The 20,162-nt window shown below is 66.8% G+C and carries 16 protein-coding genes and 1 pseudogene; 7 read left to right on the top strand and 10 right to left on the bottom strand.

The genetic code is table 11. From position 1 onward, the window contains the following. Nucleotide 1: 1 nt before the first annotated feature. The 3 genes from ACQP2D_RS18100 (at nucleotide 2) to ACQP2D_RS18090 (ending at nucleotide 6,167) form a co-directional block, all read left to right on the top strand. Entirely contained in the window at nucleotides 2-1,345 is a 1,344-nt protein-coding gene (locus tag ACQP2D_RS18100) for an LLM class flavin-dependent oxidoreductase (RefSeq protein ID WP_433684848.1), read from the top strand. Then, on the top strand, nucleotides 1,342-5,175 hold the full coding sequence (locus ACQP2D_RS18095) for an ABC transporter ATP-binding protein (protein WP_433684847.1): 3,834 nt from the start codon (nucleotides 1,342-1,344) through the stop codon (nucleotides 5,173-5,175). Before ACQP2D_RS18100 ends, ACQP2D_RS18095 begins: the two co-directional genes overlap by 4 nt. Nucleotides 5,176-5,360: 185 nt before the next feature. Further along, the gene (locus ACQP2D_RS18090; protein WP_433684846.1) at nucleotides 5,361-6,167 is read left to right on the top strand and encodes a VOC family protein; all 807 of its coding nucleotides are present in this window, start codon (nucleotides 5,361-5,363) and stop codon (nucleotides 6,165-6,167) included. Between the two features lie 226 nt (nucleotides 6,168-6,393). Here ACQP2D_RS18090 and ACQP2D_RS18085 read toward each other — a convergent pair whose 3' ends face one another. From ACQP2D_RS18085 to ACQP2D_RS18070, 4 genes are read right to left on the bottom strand one after another with little or no spacing between them, the layout of a single operon-like run. After that, entirely contained in the window at nucleotides 6,394-7,359 is a 966-nt protein-coding gene (locus ACQP2D_RS18085) for an ABC transporter substrate-binding protein (RefSeq protein ID WP_433684845.1), read from the bottom strand. Nucleotides 7,360-7,387: 28 nt separating this feature from the next. Continuing rightward, the gene (locus ACQP2D_RS18080) at nucleotides 7,388-8,161 is read right to left on the bottom strand and encodes an ABC transporter ATP-binding protein (RefSeq protein ID WP_433684844.1); all 774 of its coding nucleotides are present in this window, start codon (nucleotides 8,159-8,161) and stop codon (nucleotides 7,388-7,390) included. Nucleotide 8,162: 1 nt separating this feature from the next. Further along, nucleotides 8,163-8,936 carry an ABC transporter permease gene (locus ACQP2D_RS18075; RefSeq protein ID WP_433684843.1) on the bottom strand — a complete coding sequence of 258 codons (774 nt, stop codon included), beginning with the start codon at nucleotides 8,934-8,936 and terminating at the stop codon, nucleotides 8,163-8,165. Further along, the gene (locus ACQP2D_RS18070) at nucleotides 8,933-10,252 is read right to left on the bottom strand and encodes an aryl-sulfate sulfotransferase (RefSeq protein WP_433684842.1); all 1,320 of its coding nucleotides are present in this window, start codon (nucleotides 10,250-10,252) and stop codon (nucleotides 8,933-8,935) included. Before ACQP2D_RS18070 ends, ACQP2D_RS18075 begins: the two co-directional genes overlap by 4 nt. A gap of 116 nt (nucleotides 10,253-10,368) precedes the next feature. On the opposite strand from ACQP2D_RS18070, the gene ACQP2D_RS18065 reads away from it, so the two are divergent. The 3 genes from ACQP2D_RS18065 (at nucleotide 10,369) to ACQP2D_RS18055 (ending at nucleotide 14,089) form a co-directional block, all read left to right on the top strand. Beyond that, complete coding sequence (locus ACQP2D_RS18065) at nucleotides 10,369-11,439, top strand: LacI family DNA-binding transcriptional regulator (protein WP_433684841.1); 1,071 nt, start codon at nucleotides 10,369-10,371, stop codon at nucleotides 11,437-11,439. A gap of 168 nt (nucleotides 11,440-11,607) precedes the next feature. Beyond that, entirely contained in the window at nucleotides 11,608-12,045 is a 438-nt protein-coding gene (locus ACQP2D_RS18060) for a TIGR03618 family F420-dependent PPOX class oxidoreductase (RefSeq protein ID WP_433684840.1), read from the top strand. Nucleotides 12,046-12,493: 448 nt separating this feature from the next. Then, on the top strand, nucleotides 12,494-14,089 hold the full coding sequence (locus ACQP2D_RS18055) for an ABC-F family ATP-binding cassette domain-containing protein (RefSeq protein WP_433684839.1): 1,596 nt from the start codon (nucleotides 12,494-12,496) through the stop codon (nucleotides 14,087-14,089). Nucleotides 14,090-14,118: 29 nt separating this feature from the next. Here the strand turns inward: ACQP2D_RS18055 and ACQP2D_RS18050 are convergent. From ACQP2D_RS18050 to ACQP2D_RS18040, 3 genes and pseudogenes are all read right to left on the bottom strand, one after another. Then, nucleotides 14,119-14,382 (bottom strand): annotated as a pseudogene (locus ACQP2D_RS18050) (alpha/beta hydrolase); the annotation flags it as partial. A 135-nt stretch (nucleotides 14,383-14,517) separates the two neighbouring features. Then, nucleotides 14,518-17,352: an ATP-binding protein gene (locus tag ACQP2D_RS18045; RefSeq protein ID WP_433684838.1), complete on the bottom strand. Its 2,835-nt coding sequence runs from the start codon at nucleotides 17,350-17,352 to the stop codon at nucleotides 14,518-14,520. A 26-nt stretch (nucleotides 17,353-17,378) separates the two neighbouring features. Further along, nucleotides 17,379-17,660: a hypothetical protein gene (locus ACQP2D_RS18040; RefSeq protein WP_433684837.1), complete on the bottom strand. Its 282-nt coding sequence runs from the start codon at nucleotides 17,658-17,660 to the stop codon at nucleotides 17,379-17,381. A gap of 96 nt (nucleotides 17,661-17,756) precedes the next feature. On the opposite strand from ACQP2D_RS18040, the gene ACQP2D_RS18035 reads away from it, so the two are divergent. Then, nucleotides 17,757-18,218 (top strand): aminoacyl-tRNA deacylase, encoded by a 462-nt coding sequence (locus ACQP2D_RS18035; RefSeq protein WP_433684836.1) that lies wholly within the window; start codon nucleotides 17,757-17,759, stop codon nucleotides 18,216-18,218. Between the two features lie 48 nt (nucleotides 18,219-18,266). Here the strand turns inward: ACQP2D_RS18035 and ACQP2D_RS18030 are convergent, their stop codons facing one another. From ACQP2D_RS18030 to ACQP2D_RS18020, 3 genes are all read right to left on the bottom strand, one after another. Further along, entirely contained in the window at nucleotides 18,267-18,467 is a 201-nt protein-coding gene (locus ACQP2D_RS18030; RefSeq protein WP_433684835.1) for a DUF6186 family protein, read from the bottom strand. After that, the gene (locus tag ACQP2D_RS18025; RefSeq protein ID WP_433684834.1) at nucleotides 18,464-18,868 is read right to left on the bottom strand and encodes a hypothetical protein; all 405 of its coding nucleotides are present in this window, start codon (nucleotides 18,866-18,868) and stop codon (nucleotides 18,464-18,466) included. The genes ACQP2D_RS18030 and ACQP2D_RS18025 overlap by 4 nt, the downstream gene beginning before the upstream one ends. A 164-nt stretch (nucleotides 18,869-19,032) precedes the next feature. After that, nucleotides 19,033-20,079 carry an endonuclease/exonuclease/phosphatase family protein gene (locus ACQP2D_RS18020; protein ID WP_433684833.1) on the bottom strand — a complete coding sequence of 349 codons (1,047 nt, stop codon included), beginning with the start codon at nucleotides 20,077-20,079 and terminating at the stop codon, nucleotides 19,033-19,035. Nucleotides 20,080-20,162 lie beyond the last annotated feature (83 nt).

Here is a 20,162-nt window from a genome sequence, read left to right as displayed (position 1 = left end):
CATGTCGAAACAACTGCACCTCAATGCCTTTCTGATGTCCACCGGGCATCACGAGGCCTCGTGGCGGCTCCCGGAATCGGATCCGCACTCGAATACCAAGATCGAGCACTATGTGCATCTCGCACAGATCGCCGAGCGCGGGAAGCTGGATTCCATCTTCTTCGCCGACAGCCCCGTGCTGTTCGGCGACACCGGACGCCGACCCAGCGGCAAGCTCGAGCCCACGGTGCTGCTCACCGCCATTGCCGTGCAGACCTCCCGGATCGGTCTCATCGCCACCGCGTCCACCAGCTACAACTCACCGTTCAACCTGGCGCGCCGGTTCGCCTCCGTCGACTGGGTGTCCAATGGTCGGGTCGGTTGGAATATCGTCACCACCGCCGGAGCCGATGCGGCCCGCAATTTCGGACTCGACGATGTGCCCGATCACAAGCTGCGCTATGAGAAGGCCGCCGAATTCGTCGAAGTCGCCACCAAACTGTGGGACAGCTGGGCCGATGACGCGGTGCTGGCCGATAAGGAATCCGGTGTCCACACCGATCCCGACAAGGTGCGCAAGATCGAGCACGAGGGCCGGTTCTTCAAGGTGGCGGGGCCGCTGAACCTGCCGCGCTCGCCGCAGGCGTATCCCGTTCTGGTGCAGGCCGGTTCGTCCGAGGACGGCAAGGAGTTCGCGGCGCGCTACGCCGAGGCCGTATTCACCGCGCAGCAGACCCTCGAGGACGGTCTCGAGTTCTACACCGACGTCAAGCGTCGTGCGATCGCACTCGGCCGCGATCCGGAATCGATCAGGATCCTGCCCGGCATCGTTCCCGTCATCGGCGACACCGAGGAGCATGCTCGCGAGCTGGACGCCGAACTGGAGCACCTGATCTCACCCGAATACGCGAAGCGCCAGCTCGCCCGCACCTGGGGTATTCCGGTGGAGGATCTCGACCTGGACAGCGAACTGCCCGACGACCTGCCCACCGAGGACGAGATCCAGGGCGCGAAGAGCCGGTTCACCCTCATCGTGAACCTCGCCCGGCGTGAACGGCTCACCCTGCGTCAGCTGATCGCCCGCCTCGGTGGCGGACGCGGTCATCACACCTTCGCGGGCACCGCCGAACAGGTGGCCGACACCATCGAGGAGTGGTTCACCCGCGGCGCGGCCGACGGATTCAACATCATGCCCGCGGTACTGCCGTCCGGTCTGGAGCGGTTCGTGAACGAGGTGGTGCCGATCCTGCAGCGGCGCGGTCTGTTCCGCACCGAATACACCGAGACCACGCTGCGCGGCCACTACGGCCTGGCGCGGCCGGAGAACCAGTACACGGCCGCGGATGCGCTGGTGGTCGCCGGATGAGTTCGGACTCCGGCTGTTTCGACGCCGCGGCCTCGGATTTCGGGGCCGCGCGGTCGACTTCCCACCCCTCGAACACACGGTCCACCGGTTGGATCCGATACCTGCTGCGGCGCTGTGCGGCGCATCGCCGGACGGTGCTCACCGCTGCCATAGGATCGGTACTCGCGGCGGTGCTGACCGCGGTGCTGCCGCTGATCGTGCGGCATACGGTCGACAGCCTCACCACCACCGAGGCATCGGTGCTGCCGTGGATCGGGCTGCTGCTCACCGTCGGCGGCGTGCGATTCGTCGCCGGATATCAGCGCCGCACCGGATCCTCGCGGCTGTCGCTCGATGTGCAGCACGATCTGCGCCGCGATCTGTTCGCGGCGCTGCTGCGCCTCAATGGGCGACAGCGCTCCGGCTTGTACACCGGGCAGGTGGTCAGCCGCGCCATTACCGACGTGACGCTGATCCAGATGTTCCTGCAACTGGTTCCACTGGTCGCCGGAAACGCGGTGCTGCTCGCGGTGTCACTGGTGCTGATGGCGACGATGTCACCTGCCCTGACGGTGATCGCGCTGCTCGTGGTCCCGGCACTGTGGCTGATCACGACACGCAGTCAGCGAGAACTGTTTCCGGCCAACTGGGATGCGCAGGCCCGCGCCGCCGAGGTCGCCATGCGGGTGGAAGCCGCGGTGACGGGCGTGCGGGTGGTGAAGGGGTTCGGTCAGGAATCCCATGAGCTGGATCAGCTGGCCGCCTCCGCCCGCGACCTGTACCGGTCGCGGTTGCGGATCACTCGGATCACCAGCCGATTCACGCCCACGCTGCAGGCGATCCCGGCGGCGGGCCAGGCACTGGTCCTCATTGTCGGCGGACTGCTCGCATTGCGGCAGTCCATCACCTTGGGCACCTTCCTGGCTTTCATGACCTACCTGGGGTCCTTCGTCCACCCGATCCGGATGTTCTCCATGCTGCTCACCGTCAGTCAGCAGGGAAAGGCGTCGCTGGACCGGGTGCGCGAGGTGATCGAGACTCCGGTCCCGGACGAGGCGCGCGCCGCCACGCCCGCGGCACCGATGCCGCCGGGCAGTGCGCCACGCATCGAATTCCACGGTGTGCGTTTCGGATTCGAGGATCAGCCGCCGGTACTCGACGGACTCGACCTGGTGGTCGAGCCGGGCGAGACCATAGCGATCGCGGGTGCGGCGGGCTCCGGAAAGTCGATTCTCGTGCAGTTGCTGCCGCGACTGTTCGATCCGGATGCTGGCCGAATTCTACTCGACGGCACCGATATTCGGGAACTGCCGCAGCTGCGCGGCCACGTGGCCATGGTCTTCGAGGACACCTCGCTGATGGCGGATACGGTGCGCGCCAATGTGTCCTACGGGCGTCCGGACGCGGACGACGAGCAGGTGTGGCACGCACTGCGTCTCGCCGCCGCCGACGAATTCGTGGCCGCGCTGCCCGACGGGCTCGACACACTCATCGGTGAACGCGGACAGCGGTTGTCCGGCGGGCAGCGGCAGCGACTCGCGCTGGCCCGTGCGCTGATCACCGATGCGCCCATCCTGGTGCTCGACGACGCCACCTCCGCGATCGATGCCCAGGTGGAGGAGCAGATCTTCGCGCGCATCGCCGGCGAGGTTCGACGGCGCACCACCATTGTTGTGGCGCACCGCATCTCGACGCTGGCGCTGGCCGACCGGGTGGCGGTGCTGGACGGCGGGAGAATTGTCGAACTGGGTTCGCTGCACGAACTGCAAAGCTCCGGCGAGCTGTTCCGCACCCTGTTCACCCCGCCCGATCCGGCGGGTATCGCCGCCGATCTGGATACCGTGGCGGAATCCGTGCCCACCGCCGGACTATGGCTGCACACCGAGACCGACGGCGACGAGACCCGGGCGCTCGAGCAGATGGCGAAGGCGTTCTCGCAACGGGCGGCCGGCTCCCCAGGAGCCATGGGCGGACAGCTGGGCGGCGGCATGATGTCGAGCGCCCCGCCCAGCGGCGATGTGCGGGCGCTGATCGATAAGCTGCCGCCGGTCACCGGGGAACCCGATGTGCCCGAACACTTTTCCCACACCCCGGATACCGCATTCGATCTGCGCGGACTGCTGCGGCCGTTCGCGCTGCCGCTGCTGGCCGGGCTGGGGCTGGTGGCATTGGACGCGCTGGCGCAGATTCTGATTCCGTTCCTGGTGCGCTACGGCATCGACCACGGTGTGCTGATCGGTGCGCGCGACGTGCTGCTGATCGCGGCCGGGCTGGCGTTGCTCGTGGTCGCGGTGGACTGGGCGATCACTGTCGCGCAGGTACGGGTGACCGGCAGGGCGGGCGAACGTCTGCTGTACGGGCTGCGGGTAAAGGTGTTCGCGCAGCTGCAGCGCCTGGGTCTGCAGTTCTACGAGCGAGAACTGGCCGGGCGCATCATGACTCGGATGATCACCGATGTCGACGGTCTGTCCACCTTCCTGCAGACCGGATTGGCGGTCGCCCTGACCAGCACCCTGACCATCGCCGGGGTGGTCGTCGCGCTGGCGGCGATCGATGCCGGGCTGGCACTGGTGGTTCTGCCCCTGATGCCGGTGCTGGTGGTATCGACGATCGCGTTCCGCCGTGCCTCGGTGCCCGCCTACAACCTCGCGCGTGAACAGGTCAGCGCCGCCAATGCCTACCTGCAGGAGAATGTCGACACCATCGCGGTGACCCAGGCATACCGTCGCGAGGCGGTCAACCAGCGCGAATTCGAGCGCCGCTCCTGGGGATACCGCAACGCGCGGCTGCGCAGCCAAACGCTGATGGCGGTGTTCTTTCCCTTTATCGAGATCATGGCGGTGATCGCCACCGCCGCGGTACTGGCGGTCGGTGTGCACCAGGTACGCGAGAACGCGCTCACCGCAGGCACTTTGATCGCGTTTCTGCTCTATGTCGACCTGCTGTTCGCGCCGATCCAGCAGCTGTCCCAGGTGTTCGACAGCTATCAGCAGGCGGTGGTCGGCGTGCAGCGGATCGCGGTCCTTATGCGGGAGCCGGTCACCACCCCCGACGTGGACCGCGCCCATCCGGTGCGGCGCCTCACCGGTGAAATCGAATTCCGCGGTGTCGGTTTCGCCTACGACCGCGATGGGAAACGAGTCCTGTCCGATATCGATCTGCGCATCGCGCCCGGCCAGAAGGTGGCGGTGGTCGGCGAAACGGGTGCGGGCAAATCCACTCTCGTGAAGCTGCTCGCGCGCCTGTACGACACCACCGACGGTGCCGTCCTCGTCGACGGCGTCGACATCCGCAACTACCGATTGCGGGACTATCGCAAGCGGCTCGGCGTCGTACCGCAGGAACCGTTCCTGTTCGGTGAAACCGTGCACGCGGCCATCGCCTACGGCAAACCCGCCGCCACTCCGGCCGAAATCGAATGGGCCGCGAGGGCGGTCGGCGCACACGAGATGATCGCCGCGCTGGAACACGGTTACCGCCAGCCCATCGGCGCACACGGCGCGAGCCTGTCGGCGGGCCAACGGCAACTGCTCGCGCTGGCCCGCGCCCAACTGGTGGAGCCCGATATCCTCATCCTCGATGAGGCCACCGCCTCGCTGGACCTGGCCACCGACGCCAGGGTCCGCGCGGCCGTCGATGTCCTGACGGCCGGACGCACCACCGTCGTGGTCGCCCACCGATTGGCCACCGCCGCCGACGCCGATCTGATCGTCGTGGTCGGCGAGGGTCGCCTGCTGCAGACCGGCCGCCACGAAGACCTGCTCACCGCGGACGGACCATACCGACGGCTCTGGGCCGCATACGTGGGCGAGGAGGTGAGCGCTGCACCACCGGTGCCATCAGGTCGTTGACCGCTCGAAGAACTCTGCGACGGCCTTCGGGGCGACTCGCCGATGAATTCCTGCGCCATCCGGCTGTGCGGTGGCGGCAATCGGAGCAAACTCTTAACCGGCTCGATCCCCTTTTTTCGAAACAGTGCAAGGCCGCCCGCCCAGATTCGACGCGGCGGATCCGCCCTCGATTAAGGAGACAAACCATGCCTACTCGTGACTCCGCTTGGCCACAGGGCACACCGTGTTGGGTCGACTGTCAGGTCGACGACACCGGCAAGGCCCGCGAGTTCTACGCCAATCTCTTCGGCTGGGACATCCAGGACAGCCCAGCCGAAGCGGGCGGCTATCTGATGGCGCTGCGCAACGGCAAGCCTGCTGCGGGTATCGGTCCGAAGCCCGAGGGTATGCCGATGCCCTCGGCGTGGACCACCTACTTCGCCGCGGACAGTGCCGACGATATCGCCGATAAGGTCACCACAGCGGGTGGGCAGGTGTTCATGCCGCCGTTCGATGTCATGGACGTCGGGCGGATGTTCGTCGCCGCCGATCCCGCGGGCGGCGTATTCGGCGTATGGGAAGCCAAGGCGCACACCGGCGCGGGCGTCTACAACGAACACGGCACCTACTGCTGGAACGAACTGCACACCCGCGGCTACCAGCCTGCACAGGACTTCTACCGCAAGGTGTTCGGCTGGAGCTACACCGAGATCGGCGACGGAGCGCAGTTCATCTACTCCACCTTCACCAACCCGGGCGGCGGCGACAGCGTCGGCGGCATCATGGATTCCAGCAAGGAGCCCGGTGAGGGTATGAGCTACTGGCTCACCTGGTTCCAATACGACAACGTCGACGCCGCCCTCGAACGCGCCGCCGAACTCGGCGCCACGGTCATGATGGGCCCCGATGACAGTCCCTTCGGCCGCATGGGCGTGCTGAGGGCGCCGCAGGGCGAGATCTTCGGCGTCATCGACACCAAGGTCACCGTCGGCGAGCCGCCCACCGGGTCCTAGATTCGCCTCGGCGGATCCGCCACTGAACCGGCGGATCCGCCACCGGCACCGGACACACCCTTTTCATCACCATCCGCTCACCGATGTGGCTGATCCCGCTGACAATATTCGCGGTCGGCTGAGTCGCCGGCGTAATGACCATGCGCGGCCGCCACTCGCGGTAGCCCCCCGCCCGGGATCGGGCGCTGATGTGGGTGATCCACGTGATCGAAGCGGACCTGACCCGCTAGCCGACGTGCGGCAGGAAGGCAGTCACGAGCAGGGTGCCGTAGTTCGGCAGCTGGGTCGACTGGTCGATCTTTCCCTGGGACTTGGCCCAGGTGCCGAGGCCCGTGAGATTGTCGGCGAGGTCGGACTGCAACTGAATCGTGTAGTCGAATTCGGGCAGGATCGTCCGGAGTAGGTCGGGTGCGAGCTGGGTGGCGGCGGCAATGGCCGAGATCGCGCTGTCGGTGCGCGTCGACAGTGCCGCGCTCGCCTCGTTCAGAGCCGCGAAGAATCCGCTCAGGGCAGCCGATTTCTGGGCTACCGCGGTATCGGAGGCCAGGTAGAGGCTGTGCTGGTTGTAGCTGCCGCCCGGGAGTTGGACCGCGTCCTCGCCCAGGGCAGCGATCACCTGCGCCTGATACGGCTGGAAGATGGAGACGGCGTCGACATTGTGCTGGGTCGCGGCTGTCAGCGTCGCCTGCGGCGCCACCTGCACCAGATCGGCTTTGATGCCATTGTCGGAGAGCGCCTTCGCGGCGAAATAGGCCGCACTGGTGCCCAGCGGGGTGCCGATGGATCGTCCGGCCAGGCCCTCGAGCGAGGTGATTCCGGCACTGCGCCGGGCGACGATTCGTGATCCCTGCCAACGGGACCCGTCGGCGACGACGCGCAGCGACGGGGACCGCGACAGGGTGGCGGCGGCCGGGACATCGGCGGCAGTCGCGACATCGACCTGGTGCGCGGCAAGTGCTTGCAGCGCTTCCACGCCCGAGGGGAAGTTCACGACTTTGACTTTCACGCCGTTCTTTTCGAACAATCCGTCGTGCTGGGCGACGGGTATCTGCGCCCAGGACGGATCGACGACGAACGCGACGGTGAGGGTAGTGGAATCGGACCCGTCGGAGCTGGCGCATGCGGCGAGCGTGGTGGATATCGCGGTGACTGTCAGGACTGCCGTGAGCAGCCGGTTCACAAGTGTTTTCACGGGTCTCTCTTCGTGTTGCGATAGGGATTCAGCTGTCGAGTAGCTGTCGAGCGACGTGCTCGACGCCGAGTTCGTGATGCAGGGTGCGGCGCAGCTCGCTGTAGCCGGGTAGATCGGCGAGCGCATCGGCGGGTCGCGGGCGGCTCAGCGGATTGGTGATGTGCCGGGTGAGCTGCCCGCCCCTGAGCACACTGATGGTGTCCGACAGCCGAATCGCCTCGTCGACATCATGGGTGACGAAAATGACGGTCCGGTTCAGCCGCGTCCACAGATCGATGAGCAGGTCCTGCATGCGCAGGCGGGTCAGCGCGTCGAGCGCCGCGAACGGTTCGTCCATCAGCATGACGGCGGGTTCGCCGGCGAGCATGCGCGCGATGCCGACGCGTTGGCGCATACCGCCCGAGAGCTGGCTCGGGCGTTGCTCGCTCACCTCGCCGGAAAGTCCGACGAGGTCGAGAAGTTCGTCGGTGCGCGCACGCCGCTGTTTGCGCGGAACGCGATGTGCGCGCAGGGCGTAGCCTATGTTGTCGGCAACGCTCATCCACGGAAACAGCACGTCGCGCTGGAAGGCCACACCGCGGCGCGGGTCCGGGGCCGTGACCGGTTCGTTGTTGTCGACCACGGTGCCGGAGGTGGGCGTGATGAGCCCGGCGAGACAGTGCAGCAGAGTCGATTTGCCGCTGCCGGACGCGCCGACCAATACGGTGAACGAGCCGTCGGGCACACTCAGCGTGATGTCCCGCAGTGCGGGGGCGGACTTGTTCGGGAATTGAACGACCAGATCCTGCGTCATGATGGTCATATCAGTGCTCCTCATGCGCCCAACGCGTGATCGGCGCGGAAATCGAGGCAATCGCCAGATCACATGCCGCTCCGATCACCCCGAGCACGATCAAGCAGAAGATCAGTCGATCGGCCTGCGAGAACAGTTGGGCTTGATAGATGCGGTAGCCGATTCCCGCTGTGGTCCCGGTCATTTCGGCGACGACGATGAGTACGAAAGCCATGGCCGCGCCCACTCGGAGGCCGGAAACCACATCGGGCGCCGCCTCGGGCAGCACGATCCGAGTCATGGCCTGCCAGCGCCGAGCGCCGAGGCAGCGCGAAGCCAGTAGGTAGTCGGCCGGGGTACTCGCGAATCCGGCATGACTGTTGATCCACACCGGGACGAACACGCCGAGCGCGATCACCAGGGTCTTGCTGCTCTCGCCGATCCCGAACCACAGAATCGCCAGCGGCACAACGCCGATCGTCGGAATGGGAGAAAGCAACCGGAGCACCGGTTGCAGAATTCTGTGCCCCAGCCAGGTGCTCGCGGTGATGATCGCCGCCGAGATTCCGGCGATTGCGCCCAGGACGAATCCGAACAATGCGCGCTGTAGGCTCGCTGTGATATCCGGAACCAGTAGCCCCTCGGACCACAGGATGTGCCCGGCCCGAATGACCTGCGGCACAGTTGGAAACAATTCCTTGGGGAAGCGCCCGGTGGCAACGATGAGGCTCCACAGAATTCCGGCCAGCGCGAGCCCGCCGACGATTCCCCCGATCGCCGCCCAGCGTTTGTCCGAGGTTTTCATGGCGCGGTCCGCCGGTCGACGGGTGCGGGAGCCGACAGCGGGGCCCCGATGGGCACCCACTCGAACGGAACCGCCTGTGCGCGATAGATGAGCGAGGTCCGGCTGAGGCGATCGACGCCCGGTACCCGGGGTTCGTGCACTTCCGGTTCCCCGGCGACCCCGTAGCCTTCGTACGGAGTCTGGTACTCCCAGACCACCTGGCCGTCCGGAGTCACCTGGAACAGACGGCCGTTCATGCCCTCGGTGATGAGGGTGTTGCCGTTGGGCAGGCGTTGGGCATTGCTCACGAAGGAGCTGAAGAACGTCCACGACGGCTGTCCGGAGTCCTCGGCCGTGTACTGCCACACGATCTGCTCGGTGGCCGGGTCGATCTCCAGGACGCGTGATCCCGCGTAGATCCCCAGCGCCGCAGGCGGATAGCCGGCCCCGCCCTGATTGTCGAAGACCAGAATATTGCCCGCGCCGGGGAGGCCGTCGGCGATGAAGTGCGGATTGTGCTGTCCGGAGATCTGATCGAGCGGGCGCGGCACCTTGTGCGCGTTGATCCGCTGATGCTGCGCCCCGGGCTCGGCAGCGAAATACGGACCCAGTTTCCACACAATGGCTTTGGTGGTCTTGTCGATCAGCGCGATCACATTCGCCTTGCGCAGACTGATGAGGATGTTGTCGGGATGGAATACGCTGCGCGGATCCGCGCGGTGCCACCGGTTCGGTCCCAGCGTCTTGGCGCTGTTCATCTCCAGATAGCCCCAGGGATCATTCGGGTCACGGGACACGGTGTCCCGCAATGCTTTCCAGCCATCCTCCGAGAAGCCGAGTTCATCGAGGTGGTCGCCGGCCCGCCACTCCCATACGATCTCGCCTTCGGGCGTGACCTCGTACAGTCCTTGGTCGCCGACGATCTCGTCGCCCAGACCGGGCACGATGCGTGGGATGGTGACCAGCAGCAGCCGATTCCCGTTCGGCAGCAGTTCCCAGTCGTGGTTCTGCCGCGCCGACCCGCCCGGGGCCCGCTCACCCCATTCCCATACCCGCTCCCCCGACCAAGTCAGCTGCCCCACTGTGCCATTCGCGTAGATGCCACCCCTGGCGTCACCGCTGGGCAACAGTTGCACGCCGACATCGCCCAGCCGACCACCGGTGAGTGCGGGATCAATGATGCGCGGCGGCACCCCCGCGAACGGCCACTCGTGCAGGACCGCACCGTTCAGGTCTATGAGGCGGGTGATCGAATCCGATCCGGTGTAGAGGACATAGCTGTGGTGCGCCAGATCGGGGTCGTAGTAGGTGACGCCAGTGAACCGAACGAATGCCATGCCAATTACTCCACCAGTCGGTTGTTAAGTGCGTGAATCGCGAGCGTTACCAATCTAATCGATTTGCGTAGGCTTCCCCGCGGTCGTAGCGTGTGAGAATCAGGACGATTCAAACCATGTCCGACCTGCACAATGTCGACCAGAATGGGGCAGTTGTGACCGTCAAGCGTGTGACCCTCGCCGACGTGGCACGGCGGGCGGGGACCTCCACCGCTGTCGTCAGTTACGTGCTCAACGACGGCCCGCGACCGGTATCGGATGCGTTGCGCGCACGCGTGAACGAGGCGCTGGACGACCTCGACTATCGCCCGGACCGCATCGCCCGCGCCCTACGGCGCCCGCGCCGATGGCGGCAGATCGGGCTGCTCATCCCCGACGTGACGCTACCGCTGTTCGGAGCGCTGGTCGGGCACATCGAGGTCGAGGCGCGGCTGCGCGACCATCTGACGCTGATCGGCAACACCGGATACGACCCGGAGCGGGAGCTCGAATTCGTCGGCGCCTTCGCCGACTCGGGTATCGACGGCCTGATCGTCGTCGGCGGCGCCAACGGTGCCGCTGCCGCGAAACTCTGTGCCCAGCACCGGATTCCGATCGTCTGGGTGCACAACAACCGGGACCACGTCGATGCGCCCGTCATCGGCGCCGACCATCTCGAGGCCGGTGCGCTGGCCACCCGTCATCTCGCCGCCGCGCACCACCGCGGCGACATCGTGTTCGTCGGCGGATTCACCAGCGAGGACGTCGAGCACGGTGACCGCGAAACCGTGGCGCAGCGCTATGCGGGCTATGCCGCTGTCGTGGGCACGGCGGCCGCACGCCAGATCCGCACCGATCTCACCCCGGCGGGGGCGTACCGCGCGGTGAGCCGGTACCTGGCCGACAACCCGACACCCGGCGGCATCGTCATCGGCACGTACGCACAGGCCGCCGCGGTGCTGCGTGCCATCACCGATACGGGAGCGCGTATCCCCCAGGACATTTCGGTCGTCGGCTTCGACGGCGACCGCACCAACGCCTACGGGCAGCTGGTCCTCACCACGGTGCAGCAACCCATCGACACAATCGCCCGCGCGGCCCTCAACGCGGTGCTGAGTACACACAGCGCTGCCGACGAGAGCCCGGTGGCCATCGATGTCCACCTCGATCTCGGGGAGACGTGTGGCTGTCGGCCGCCGATGTCCTAGCGCCGCTCCCGATCAGTTCGCGCAGGAACCAGCGGCCGGACCGGTCATGAATCGGTGTTCGCGATGCTCCGATGGTCAGGATCGAATAGGACCGGCCGGAGCATTGTTCTAATAAACGCACAACGGACCATGCGACGATCTGCCGGGCACACAACCATGGGAGATGTGATGACCACACTGGCACAGGCGGCTCAGCTCGCTCGTGACGAGAACGGCCTCGCCGTCGTCTCGACCCTCCGATCCGACGACACCATCCACTCCACGCTGGTCAATGTCGGACTGCTGGCTCATCCCCTGTCGGGCCAGCCGGTCCTGGGCTTCGTCACCTACGGCAAAGTGAAACTCGCCAATTTACGTATCCGACCCCAGGTGACCACCACCTTTCGGCAGGGCTGGGCATGGGCAACGGTCGAGGGCCGCGCCCAGATCGTCGGTCCCGACGATCCTCAGCCGTGGATCGACGCCGAGGGGCTGCGCCGGCTGCTGCGCGATGTGTTCACCGCGGCCGGTGGGAAACACGACGACTGGGACGAATACGACCGCGTGATGGCAGCGGAACGTCGCGCCGCGGTCCTCATCGAACCGAGCCGGGTCTACAGCAACTAGCACTTCACGACGGATCCGATCACCCGCGGCGCCGATAAGGTGTTGTCCTCGAAAATCCCCGGCGCCGCCGCACCTCTACCGGTGACTCCGAGAGGCGGATGATAGCGTGGGCGTGTGCTCATCGAGGTCGACAGACTCTAGCCGCCCTCTCGAAGGCGGCGCTCCCGATTACACATTCCTCGCGTCGCTCGAATGTGTCTTCCGCGTGCTCAATTGACCGCGGCCGCTGTCGCGTGCACTGTCAACCGCGCCGAATCGGCGTTCTCCCGATGGTGGTGTTCGTACCACCGAATAGGTGATCGTGCACGCCCGCGGTCGCGTGGTCGCACCCGCCTCGCCTTCGTCGGGTTCCGCAAAGTTCCGAAACCCCCACGCGCCCATGGTCCCTGTGGCCTCGGCGCGAAACTTCGCGGCCGCTCGCTCGCGAGCAGGAAGAGTCAACCGACCCATGTCCATCTCCACGCATTCGGCGATCACACTGCACGACCTGTCCTTCGAATGGCCCGACGGAACCGTCGCGCTCTCCCGTATCAACGGCGTATTCACCACCGGGCGCACCGGTTTGGTCGGACGCAACGGCACTGGAAAATCGACGCTGTTGCGCTTGATCGCCGGACTTCTCACACCCAGCTCCGGGCGCATCGAAACCACCGGCGAGGTGGGGTATCTGCCACAGACCCTCACCCTCGGCCGCGATGACACCATCGCGCAATTGCTCGGTATCGCAGACAAACTCGTGGCCCTGCGCGCGATCGAGGCCGGTGAGATCGGTGACAGGCACTTCGAGACGATCAGCGACGACTGGGACATCGAAGCCCGCGCCGATGCGGCGCTGCACGAGATCGGTTTCAGCGCAGCCGATCTCGATCGGCGGATAGGCGAGATCTCCGGAGGTCAGGCCGTTCTCGTCGCGATCACGGGACTGCGGATCCGGCGGACCTCGATTACCTTGCTCGACGAGCCCACCAACAATCTCGATCGCGAAACTCGCGCCGAGCTGGCCGGATTCGTGGATTCGTGGCCCGGCACCCTGGTGGTGGTGAGCCACGACCTCGAGCTGCTCGAGCATATGGATGTCACCGCAGAACTGCACGGCACGACCCTGGATGTATTCGGCGGCCCGCACAGCGCCTGGAAGCAGCATGTCGAACAGGAACAGGCAGCGGCCGTGCAGGCGGCCCGAACCGCAGAGCAAGCGTTGAAGGTCGAGAAACGGCAGCGGATCGATGCCGAGACCAAGCTCGCCCGGCGTGAACGGACCGGCCGGACCACCCAGCGCAACGGCGGTATTCCCCGAATCCTGGCGGGCAACCGCGCCAGTAGGGCGCAAGCCTCGGCCGGCGCGATGCGCACCACACTCGACGCGAAAATCATTGCGGCCCAGGATGTCCTGGACGCAGCAGCGGCTCGGGTGCGCCGCGAGGAGCGCATCCATCTAGATCTGCCCGATCCCGATGTGCAACGCGGCCGACGCATCGCGGAGCTGCGCGATGGCGACCGGAGCGTGGTCATCCAGGGTCCGGAACGCATCGCTCTCGTCGGTCGCAACGGTGCGGGAAAGTCGTCGCTCATCGAGAACCTGCTGCACGGCCGCCACCCCGAACGCGGCATCCTGTTCACCGACCGGGTGGGTTATCTCCCGCAACGCCTGGACGGCCTGGACGAGCAGGCCAGCGCTCTCGAGAACGTTCACTCGGCGGCCGCGGCCACTCCGGCGGCCACCATCCGCAATCATTTGGCCCGGATGCTCCTACGCGGCAACAGTGTCGAGCGGCCGGTCTCGACACTGTCGGGCGGCGAACGCTTTCGAGTCTCCTTGGCGCGCCTACTGTTCGCCGATCCGCCGGCCCAATTGCTGATCCTCGACGAGCCGACCAACAATCTCGATATCGCCAGCGTCGACCAACTCGTCGAAGCATTGGCCACCTATCGTGGCGCGATCCTGGTCGTCAGTCACGACTACCCCTTCCTGCGCCGGATCGGCATCGACACCGTCGTCGAGCTCGATCCCGCAGGCCGCATCCGCTCGCGCAGCTCTCTGTAGTACCGCCCGGGAGGCCCCGGCCGTGACGCTCAATGGTGGTCGGCATCGATGATCGCCTGGGCGAACGGGTGCGGGGCCTCCTGTGGCACATTGTGGCCGATGCCGTCGAGGACTCGGTGTTCGTAGGGGCCGGTGAACTTGGCGCGGTACGGTTTTCCGTCCTTCGCCGCGCCGTCGAAATCGCTGCCGATGGTGATGGCGGGCACGGTGATGGCGGGTCCGGTGGCGAGTTGCTGTTCGTAGGCGTCGTATTGCGACTCACCCGGAGCCAGGCTCAGCCGCCATCGATTGTTCTCGCGGCACCGGCCGCGAGTGCACCACCGAAAAGTCGTCGGCTGATTTCCATATGCCCGACGCTAGGCAGCGCGCGACCGCTGCCGCGACCGTCGGATGACGTAATCAGTGTCGGTGGGCCGCGCGAGTGCCGGTCACCGAGTCGCGTCGTCATCGGGCGGCAGCAGTGCCGCCAGATCGCTGCGCGAACTGATCCCGAGCTTCGGGAAGATGCGATGCAGATGGGTGCTGACGGTCCGATGCGACAGGTACAGCCGTTGGCCGATCTCCCGGTTGGTCAGTCCCCGCGCGGCCAGCTGCGCGATGCTCAGCTCGTGCGGAGTGAGCCGTTCTCGGGCATCCGGGCTGCGGTTCGGGCTCGATTCACCCGCACTGCGCAGTTCCAGGCGTGCCCGTTCGCTCCAGGCCGCGAAGCCGAGGGCATCGAAAGTTTCTCTGGCCGTGCGCAAATGGGTCCGGGATTCGACAACCCGGCGCTGTCGCCGCAGCCATTCGCCGTAGGCGAGGTGCAGGCGGCCACGTTCGGCCGGCCAGCCGGTGAGGTCGGCGGCCAGCGCGGCGGCGAACCGCTCTTCGGCCGCGTCGGTGGCGAGTACGGCCCGCGCATACCGCATTCCGATGTGCAGGGCGGGTGACGGTGTGGACGCCGCCGCCGATTCCAGGCCGCCCAGCAGATCCCGCAGGGTGTCGGCCTGTCCGGCGCGTACCGCGGCCTCGGCGAGTTCGGCGAGGAAATAGCCGCGCAGCGCCGGTGAATGGGACGGATCACGCGGATCGTGGATCCGACTCAGATCGGCGAAGGCATCGTCGAACCGGCCCTCGCCGAGCGCGGTGAGCCCGCGCGCGAGCTGGACGGTGGCCAGCACGGGGCGCGCACCGGAGGCGAGCCCGATCCGCTCGGCCTCCGCCGTGAGCGCGATCGCCTGCGGGTAATTCCCGAGCAGTGCGGCGATTTCGGCCTGGACGGCGGTGGCCAGTCCGTGCATGAACGGCTGGCCGGTCTCGCGCGCGAAGGCCGCGGCCTCGGCCGCGATGGGCGTCGCGGTGGCGAGATCACCGAGCCGGGCCAGACTCCAGGCGTGGACCGTGAGCGCCCGGGGCAGCAGCCCCAGCCGCCCGGCGGCGCGCAGTCCGGGAGCCGCGGCGTTGGAGAAGTGGGCGGCGAGGTCGAAGGCACCCACTTGCAGTGCCGCGCTGCCCAGGAAGCGGTCCACTTCCGGGTCGCGTCCGGTGGTCGAGGCCAAGGCGTGCAGGTGGCGCAGGACGCGGTCGCCGCGTTCGAAGGGAGCCACGTACGCGTCGACCGCGACCAGGCGGGGGTCGCTGTCGGCGATGGGGAGTGCGTCGGCGACGGCGAGCAGCGCACGCCGGGTGTCGGGTCCGGGTTCGGACCAGAAGCACCGCATGGCCGCGCCCCACAGAATCCGCATCGCGGCATCGGTGTGCCCGTCAACGGCGACGGATGCCGCCAGGGCGGCCAGTTCGCCTATGCGCGACGGGTTTTCGCGGATTCCATCGTCGAATCCGCTGAGCAGCCAGTGCGCGGTGCTCTCCTGTCGCGGCGTCAGGGACAGCGTGCGCGCGGTGTGCACCAGTCGTTCGGCGGTGTCGCGGCGGCCGGAGTCGACGGCCAGTTCGGCCGCCCGTAGCAGCCGGTCCGCGCGCCGCACCGGACTGTCGCTGAGCGCCGCGGCCTGCTCCAGCGCCGCGACCGCGCCCCCGCGGTGCCGCGCCCGTTCGGCGGCGTCCTCGAGTTCGATGGCCACCTGTTCGTCGGGAACCGATGCGCCCGCCGCGCGATGCCATACCTGCCGATCCGGCAGCCCGCCGAGTATCTCGGCCAGCGCGAGGTGGGTGCGGTGGCGCTGCTCGATCGTCGCTGCGGCGGCGAGAGCCGAGCGCACCAGCGGATGCCGGAAGGTCACAGTGCCGGAACCGATTTCGATCAGCCGTGCCTTCATCGCGGGTATGAGGATCTCGGGCTCGACCGTGCAGCCCAGGAGAACACCTGTGGCAGTGAGTGTTTCGGCGAGCGAGTCGCTGTCGTTGAGCGCCGCGACCAGCAAGGCGTCACGACTTCGCGCGGGCAATGCGGCGCACCGCGCGGAGAAGGCCCGCTCGAGGCGTTCGGTCAGCGGCAGGGCGGTGGCGAGTTCGGTGAGATCCGTAACGGCCGTGGGCAGTTCGGTCAGCGCGAGCGGATTCCCCTGGGCCTCGGCGAGCACGCGGTGGCGGACCGGCGCGGGCAGTTCCGGTGCCGTGTTGTCGAGCAGCGCCGTCGCGTCGTCGTCGGACAGCGGACCTATCCGCATGGCGGTCAGTCCCGCGTCGCAGAGCGGTGTTGCGGCGCCGTCTCGAAGGGTGGCGAGTACGGCCACGGGTTCGGTGTCGATGCGGCGGGCGAGGAAGGCGAGCACATCGGCGCTGGCGGCATCGAGCCAGTGCAGGTCTTCGGCGACGATCAGCAGCGGCCGCTCGGCAGCCGCATCGGTCAGCAATGTCAGTGCGCCCAGTCCCACCAGGTAGGGACTCGGATCGCCGATGGTGTCCGATACGCCCAAAGCGGTCGCCAGAGCGTCCGATTGCCGCACGGGCAGGGCGTCCATCCCGCGGCGGAGGGGATACAGCAGCCGATGCAGTCCGGCGTAGGGGAGGTTCTGTTCGGCTTCGACCCCGGCAGTCCGCAGCACCCGCACGCCCGCGAGGGCAGCAGCCGCCACCGTCTCGTCGACGAGCGCCGATTTGCCGATGCCCGGTTCCCCTTCGATCAGGGTTCCGCTCCGATCACCGGGGCCGTCCACGAGCGCGCCCAGGTCTTTCAGCTCGGTGTCTCGTCCGATCAACGGCATGGTGGGGTACCCCTTCTCCGGTCCCGCGCGACATCCGGGTCCCGCCGCGACCCTACCGAAACCGGAATACGTCAACCCAGCGTCATCCGACTGCTTCGCCGCCCCGCCCACGACGGCCACGGTGTTTCCATGGCTACCGTTCGTTTTCACCTGTTGTCGGCGCCGAACACGGCGCCGAGGCCACACGCCGCATCCAGGAGTTCGCCGCCGCACACATGGACCGGCCGGAACTGGATGGGGTACGCGCGGCATTCGCTGCGATGCAGGACATTTCGAGTGACGAGCAGACCCTCGCCGCCGCGCGCGGCGTGCTGCCGTCCTACATCGTTGACGACTGGGGCGACCAGCAGCGGTGGGCTCCCCTCCGGGATGCGCTGCGGGCGAACTTCGACGATGACGGTGCTGAGCCCGGCGGCCCTTCTCCGCACAAGAGTGACGTTCGGTCACGGCGTAGCAGGGCTAGCATGAAGGAATAGGGCCGCCGGGTTCGAAAGTGGTGCCAACCAGCCAGTGGAGGTTCCGTCATGCCCATATCACCGACCGTGCACACCTGCCTGAGCGATGCAGGTGTCGAATATGAAATCGTGCGTCATCCGCACAGCCATAGCAGCACCGAGACGGCCGTGACCGCGGCTATCCCCGGCGACCGGCTCGCCAAGACGATCCTGCTCGAAGACGAGCACGGGTACGTCGGTGCTGTGCTGCCATCCACTCATCACCTGCGGTTGGCGAAACTGTGGGACCAAACCGGACGGCGGTTATCGCTGGCCAACGAGTCGGACATACGCGAAGTCTTCAAAGACTGTGAACTCGGCGCCATCCCTCCGGTCTGCACCGCCTACGGCATGACGACGCTGATGGACGAAAGCCTGAGCGCACAACCCGATATCTACTTCGAGGCCGGCGACCACGAGACGCTCATCCACATGCGTACCGAACAGTTCATGCGCTTGATGGAACAGGCAGAAACGGGACTCTTCTCCTAGCGCACCAAGCCCAGATGTATCGGCGGGTTTCTCCTGCGCCGGCAGTAGCTACCGCGCGAGAAAGTGCCAGCCGACCCATCCCCACATGAGCACAGCGACAATCCTCACCACCCGGGCGTGCGTGAGGTAGGCGATCGTTTCCCCCACGGGCGCGACCAGATCCCGGCGCACATGCGTGACCACGACCACGCCGAGGGCGACCACCAGTACCAGCGCGAACCCGACGATGACGATCACCCGATCGCTCATCGCGACACCAGCCACCAGCCGACGCCCAGCCACACCAGCCATCCGGCGAACCGCAGCGGCCAATGCTCGAGTGCCGGATCCAGCAGCGTCGACAAGGTCGGGTGTGCGTAGTTCGCCCGCGTCCAATCCGGTTGCCGCACAAAGGCATACACCTCCCACGCCGACGCAGTGACCAGCAGCGTCGACCAGACGGCCACTCCGCGCCGCAGCCGGGCGGTGCGTGGAATCCGCTCGGGCCTCGCCCGGATAGCAAGCACCAAAACCACAACCACCGGCACCACGACCAGCACGGTTGCCGACCAACTGAACGGCCGGGTGGCCGCCCCACCCGCTGCCAACGCCGCACCGACGGCCAGCAGCACCAACTGCCACCGGAATCGTCGCGCCGCTGCCCATGTCACACGGGCAGAATAAGTCCCTGAGCACCGGATTCGGGCAGCTATCGGTGCCAGATCCTGCACACCGCAATGTCGACCCGACGATATTGCCGCGCCCTCACACTCGCTCGAGATCTGATGCACGCAACCACGCCAGCCACGGGCGGAAGCGCGCCCCATCCTCTCTTTCAGTCGGTGAGTTGGTATTCCGCGAGGATGCCTTTGTGGTCGCTGCCCCACTGCGCTGGCGTGGCGAGGAAGTTGTCCCGGGTCGGTTCTTGCCGACGGGTACCGCGCACGACGGACCCGCGCGGGCCGACGATGCCGACGGCGGACAGGCACAGCGCGGCACCATGAGCGAAGATGTAGTCGACGCGGTCGCGTTCGTCGGCCCCGGGAGCCCAGGCGAGCTCGGAGACATCCACATCGATGTTGTCCGAAGGCCAGGTGAGTCCGGGATACGTGGCCGGGTCCGGGTACATCGATCGGTAGGCATCGATGAAACCGGCTTGGTGCAGGCGTCGAGTGGTCTCCCACGCCATAACCACACCGTTGTGATCGAACAAGTTGGCAGTGGCAGGCGTCCAGTCCAGCAGAGACGGCTCGTTCAGGTCGCCACCGATGATGACCGAGGCCCCGTCGGCGATCTCGGCTTTCGCGTCGGCGAGAAAGCCACTGATGACCTCGGAGCGACCCGAGGCCGCGTTGATGCGCTGGATTGCGGCAGGGTCGGTCACTGGGCCGTCCGGCAGCTTGTTCCACTCGTGCTCGGCGAACTCGCCCGGCGCTGGGGTCCCGGGTCCGTATCCTCTGGGCAGGTTGGAGGCATACCAGCGATACTCCAGATGCGCGGAGTAGACGGTGAGGCGCTTTCCGTCGATGTTCAACCGCGCCTTGACCATCCATTGCAGATCGGCGCTGTCCTGGACCGGAAACACCGACAGAATTCCCGTGTCGTGCGAGGGAACGGCATTGAACTCGCGCCCCCGCCGCACCAGTTCGGCCGCGACGGCCGTGGTCGCCTCGGTTGCCTCCGAGAGCAGCACGATCGAGGCCTGCGTCGAGATGACGAGATCAGCGATCAGCTGAGTGCCATTGGAGATCTTGCTGCCGCTGTGCCACGTGTTCAATGCCAGCACCCGGATCTCTCGTGCCGCCGGAACGGACATCACCGAACCAGCCGCGAGCACTCCGCCCGCCCCCGCCGACCCCAAGTCATCACCGCTTCGCGTCATCAACCCATCATGGGGGGCGAACAGATCGGCTGCGCGGACATCTCGGGCAATCAATTCGCTATCTTCCGCCTGCCGCCGGCGGC

Source organism: Nocardia sp. CA-119907 (assembly GCF_050955995.1).
Taxonomy (GTDB): domain Bacteria; phylum Actinomycetota; class Actinomycetes; order Mycobacteriales; family Mycobacteriaceae; genus Nocardia.
The sequence above is the reverse complement of the archived record's forward strand: the minus strand, read 5'-3'. Positions and strand labels throughout refer to the sequence as shown.

What these genes read in the sequence shown, in the direction of transcription:
- ACQP2D_RS18020 (WP_433684833.1), bottom strand. Translation starts at nt 20,079, where the DNA reads ATGACGCGAAGCGGTGATGACTTGGGGTCGGCGGGGGCGGGCGGAGTG.
- ACQP2D_RS18065 (WP_433684841.1), top strand. Translation starts at nt 10,369, where the DNA reads ATGTCCGACCTGCACAATGTCGACCAGAATGGGGCAGTTGTGACCGTC.
- ACQP2D_RS18060 (WP_433684840.1), top strand. Translation starts at nt 11,608, where the DNA reads ATGACCACACTGGCACAGGCGGCTCAGCTCGCTCGTGACGAGAACGGC.
- ACQP2D_RS18100 (WP_433684848.1), top strand. Translation starts at nt 2, where the DNA reads ATGTCGAAACAACTGCACCTCAATGCCTTTCTGATGTCCACCGGGCAT.
- ACQP2D_RS18030 (WP_433684835.1), bottom strand. Translation starts at nt 18,467, where the DNA reads ATGAGCGATCGGGTGATCGTCATCGTCGGGTTCGCGCTGGTACTGGTG.
- ACQP2D_RS18035 (WP_433684836.1), top strand. Translation starts at nt 17,757, where the DNA reads ATGCCCATATCACCGACCGTGCACACCTGCCTGAGCGATGCAGGTGTC.
- ACQP2D_RS18095 (WP_433684847.1), top strand. Translation starts at nt 1,342, where the DNA reads ATGAGTTCGGACTCCGGCTGTTTCGACGCCGCGGCCTCGGATTTCGGG.
- ACQP2D_RS18055 (WP_433684839.1), top strand. Translation starts at nt 12,494, where the DNA reads ATGTCCATCTCCACGCATTCGGCGATCACACTGCACGACCTGTCCTTC.
- ACQP2D_RS18075 (WP_433684843.1), bottom strand. Translation starts at nt 8,936, where the DNA reads ATGAAAACCTCGGACAAACGCTGGGCGGCGATCGGGGGAATCGTCGGC.
- ACQP2D_RS18070 (WP_433684842.1), bottom strand. Translation starts at nt 10,252, where the DNA reads ATGGCATTCGTTCGGTTCACTGGCGTCACCTACTACGACCCCGATCTG.
- ACQP2D_RS18090 (WP_433684846.1), top strand. Translation starts at nt 5,361, where the DNA reads ATGCCTACTCGTGACTCCGCTTGGCCACAGGGCACACCGTGTTGGGTC.
- ACQP2D_RS18080 (WP_433684844.1), bottom strand. Translation starts at nt 8,161, where the DNA reads ATGACCATCATGACGCAGGATCTGGTCGTTCAATTCCCGAACAAGTCC.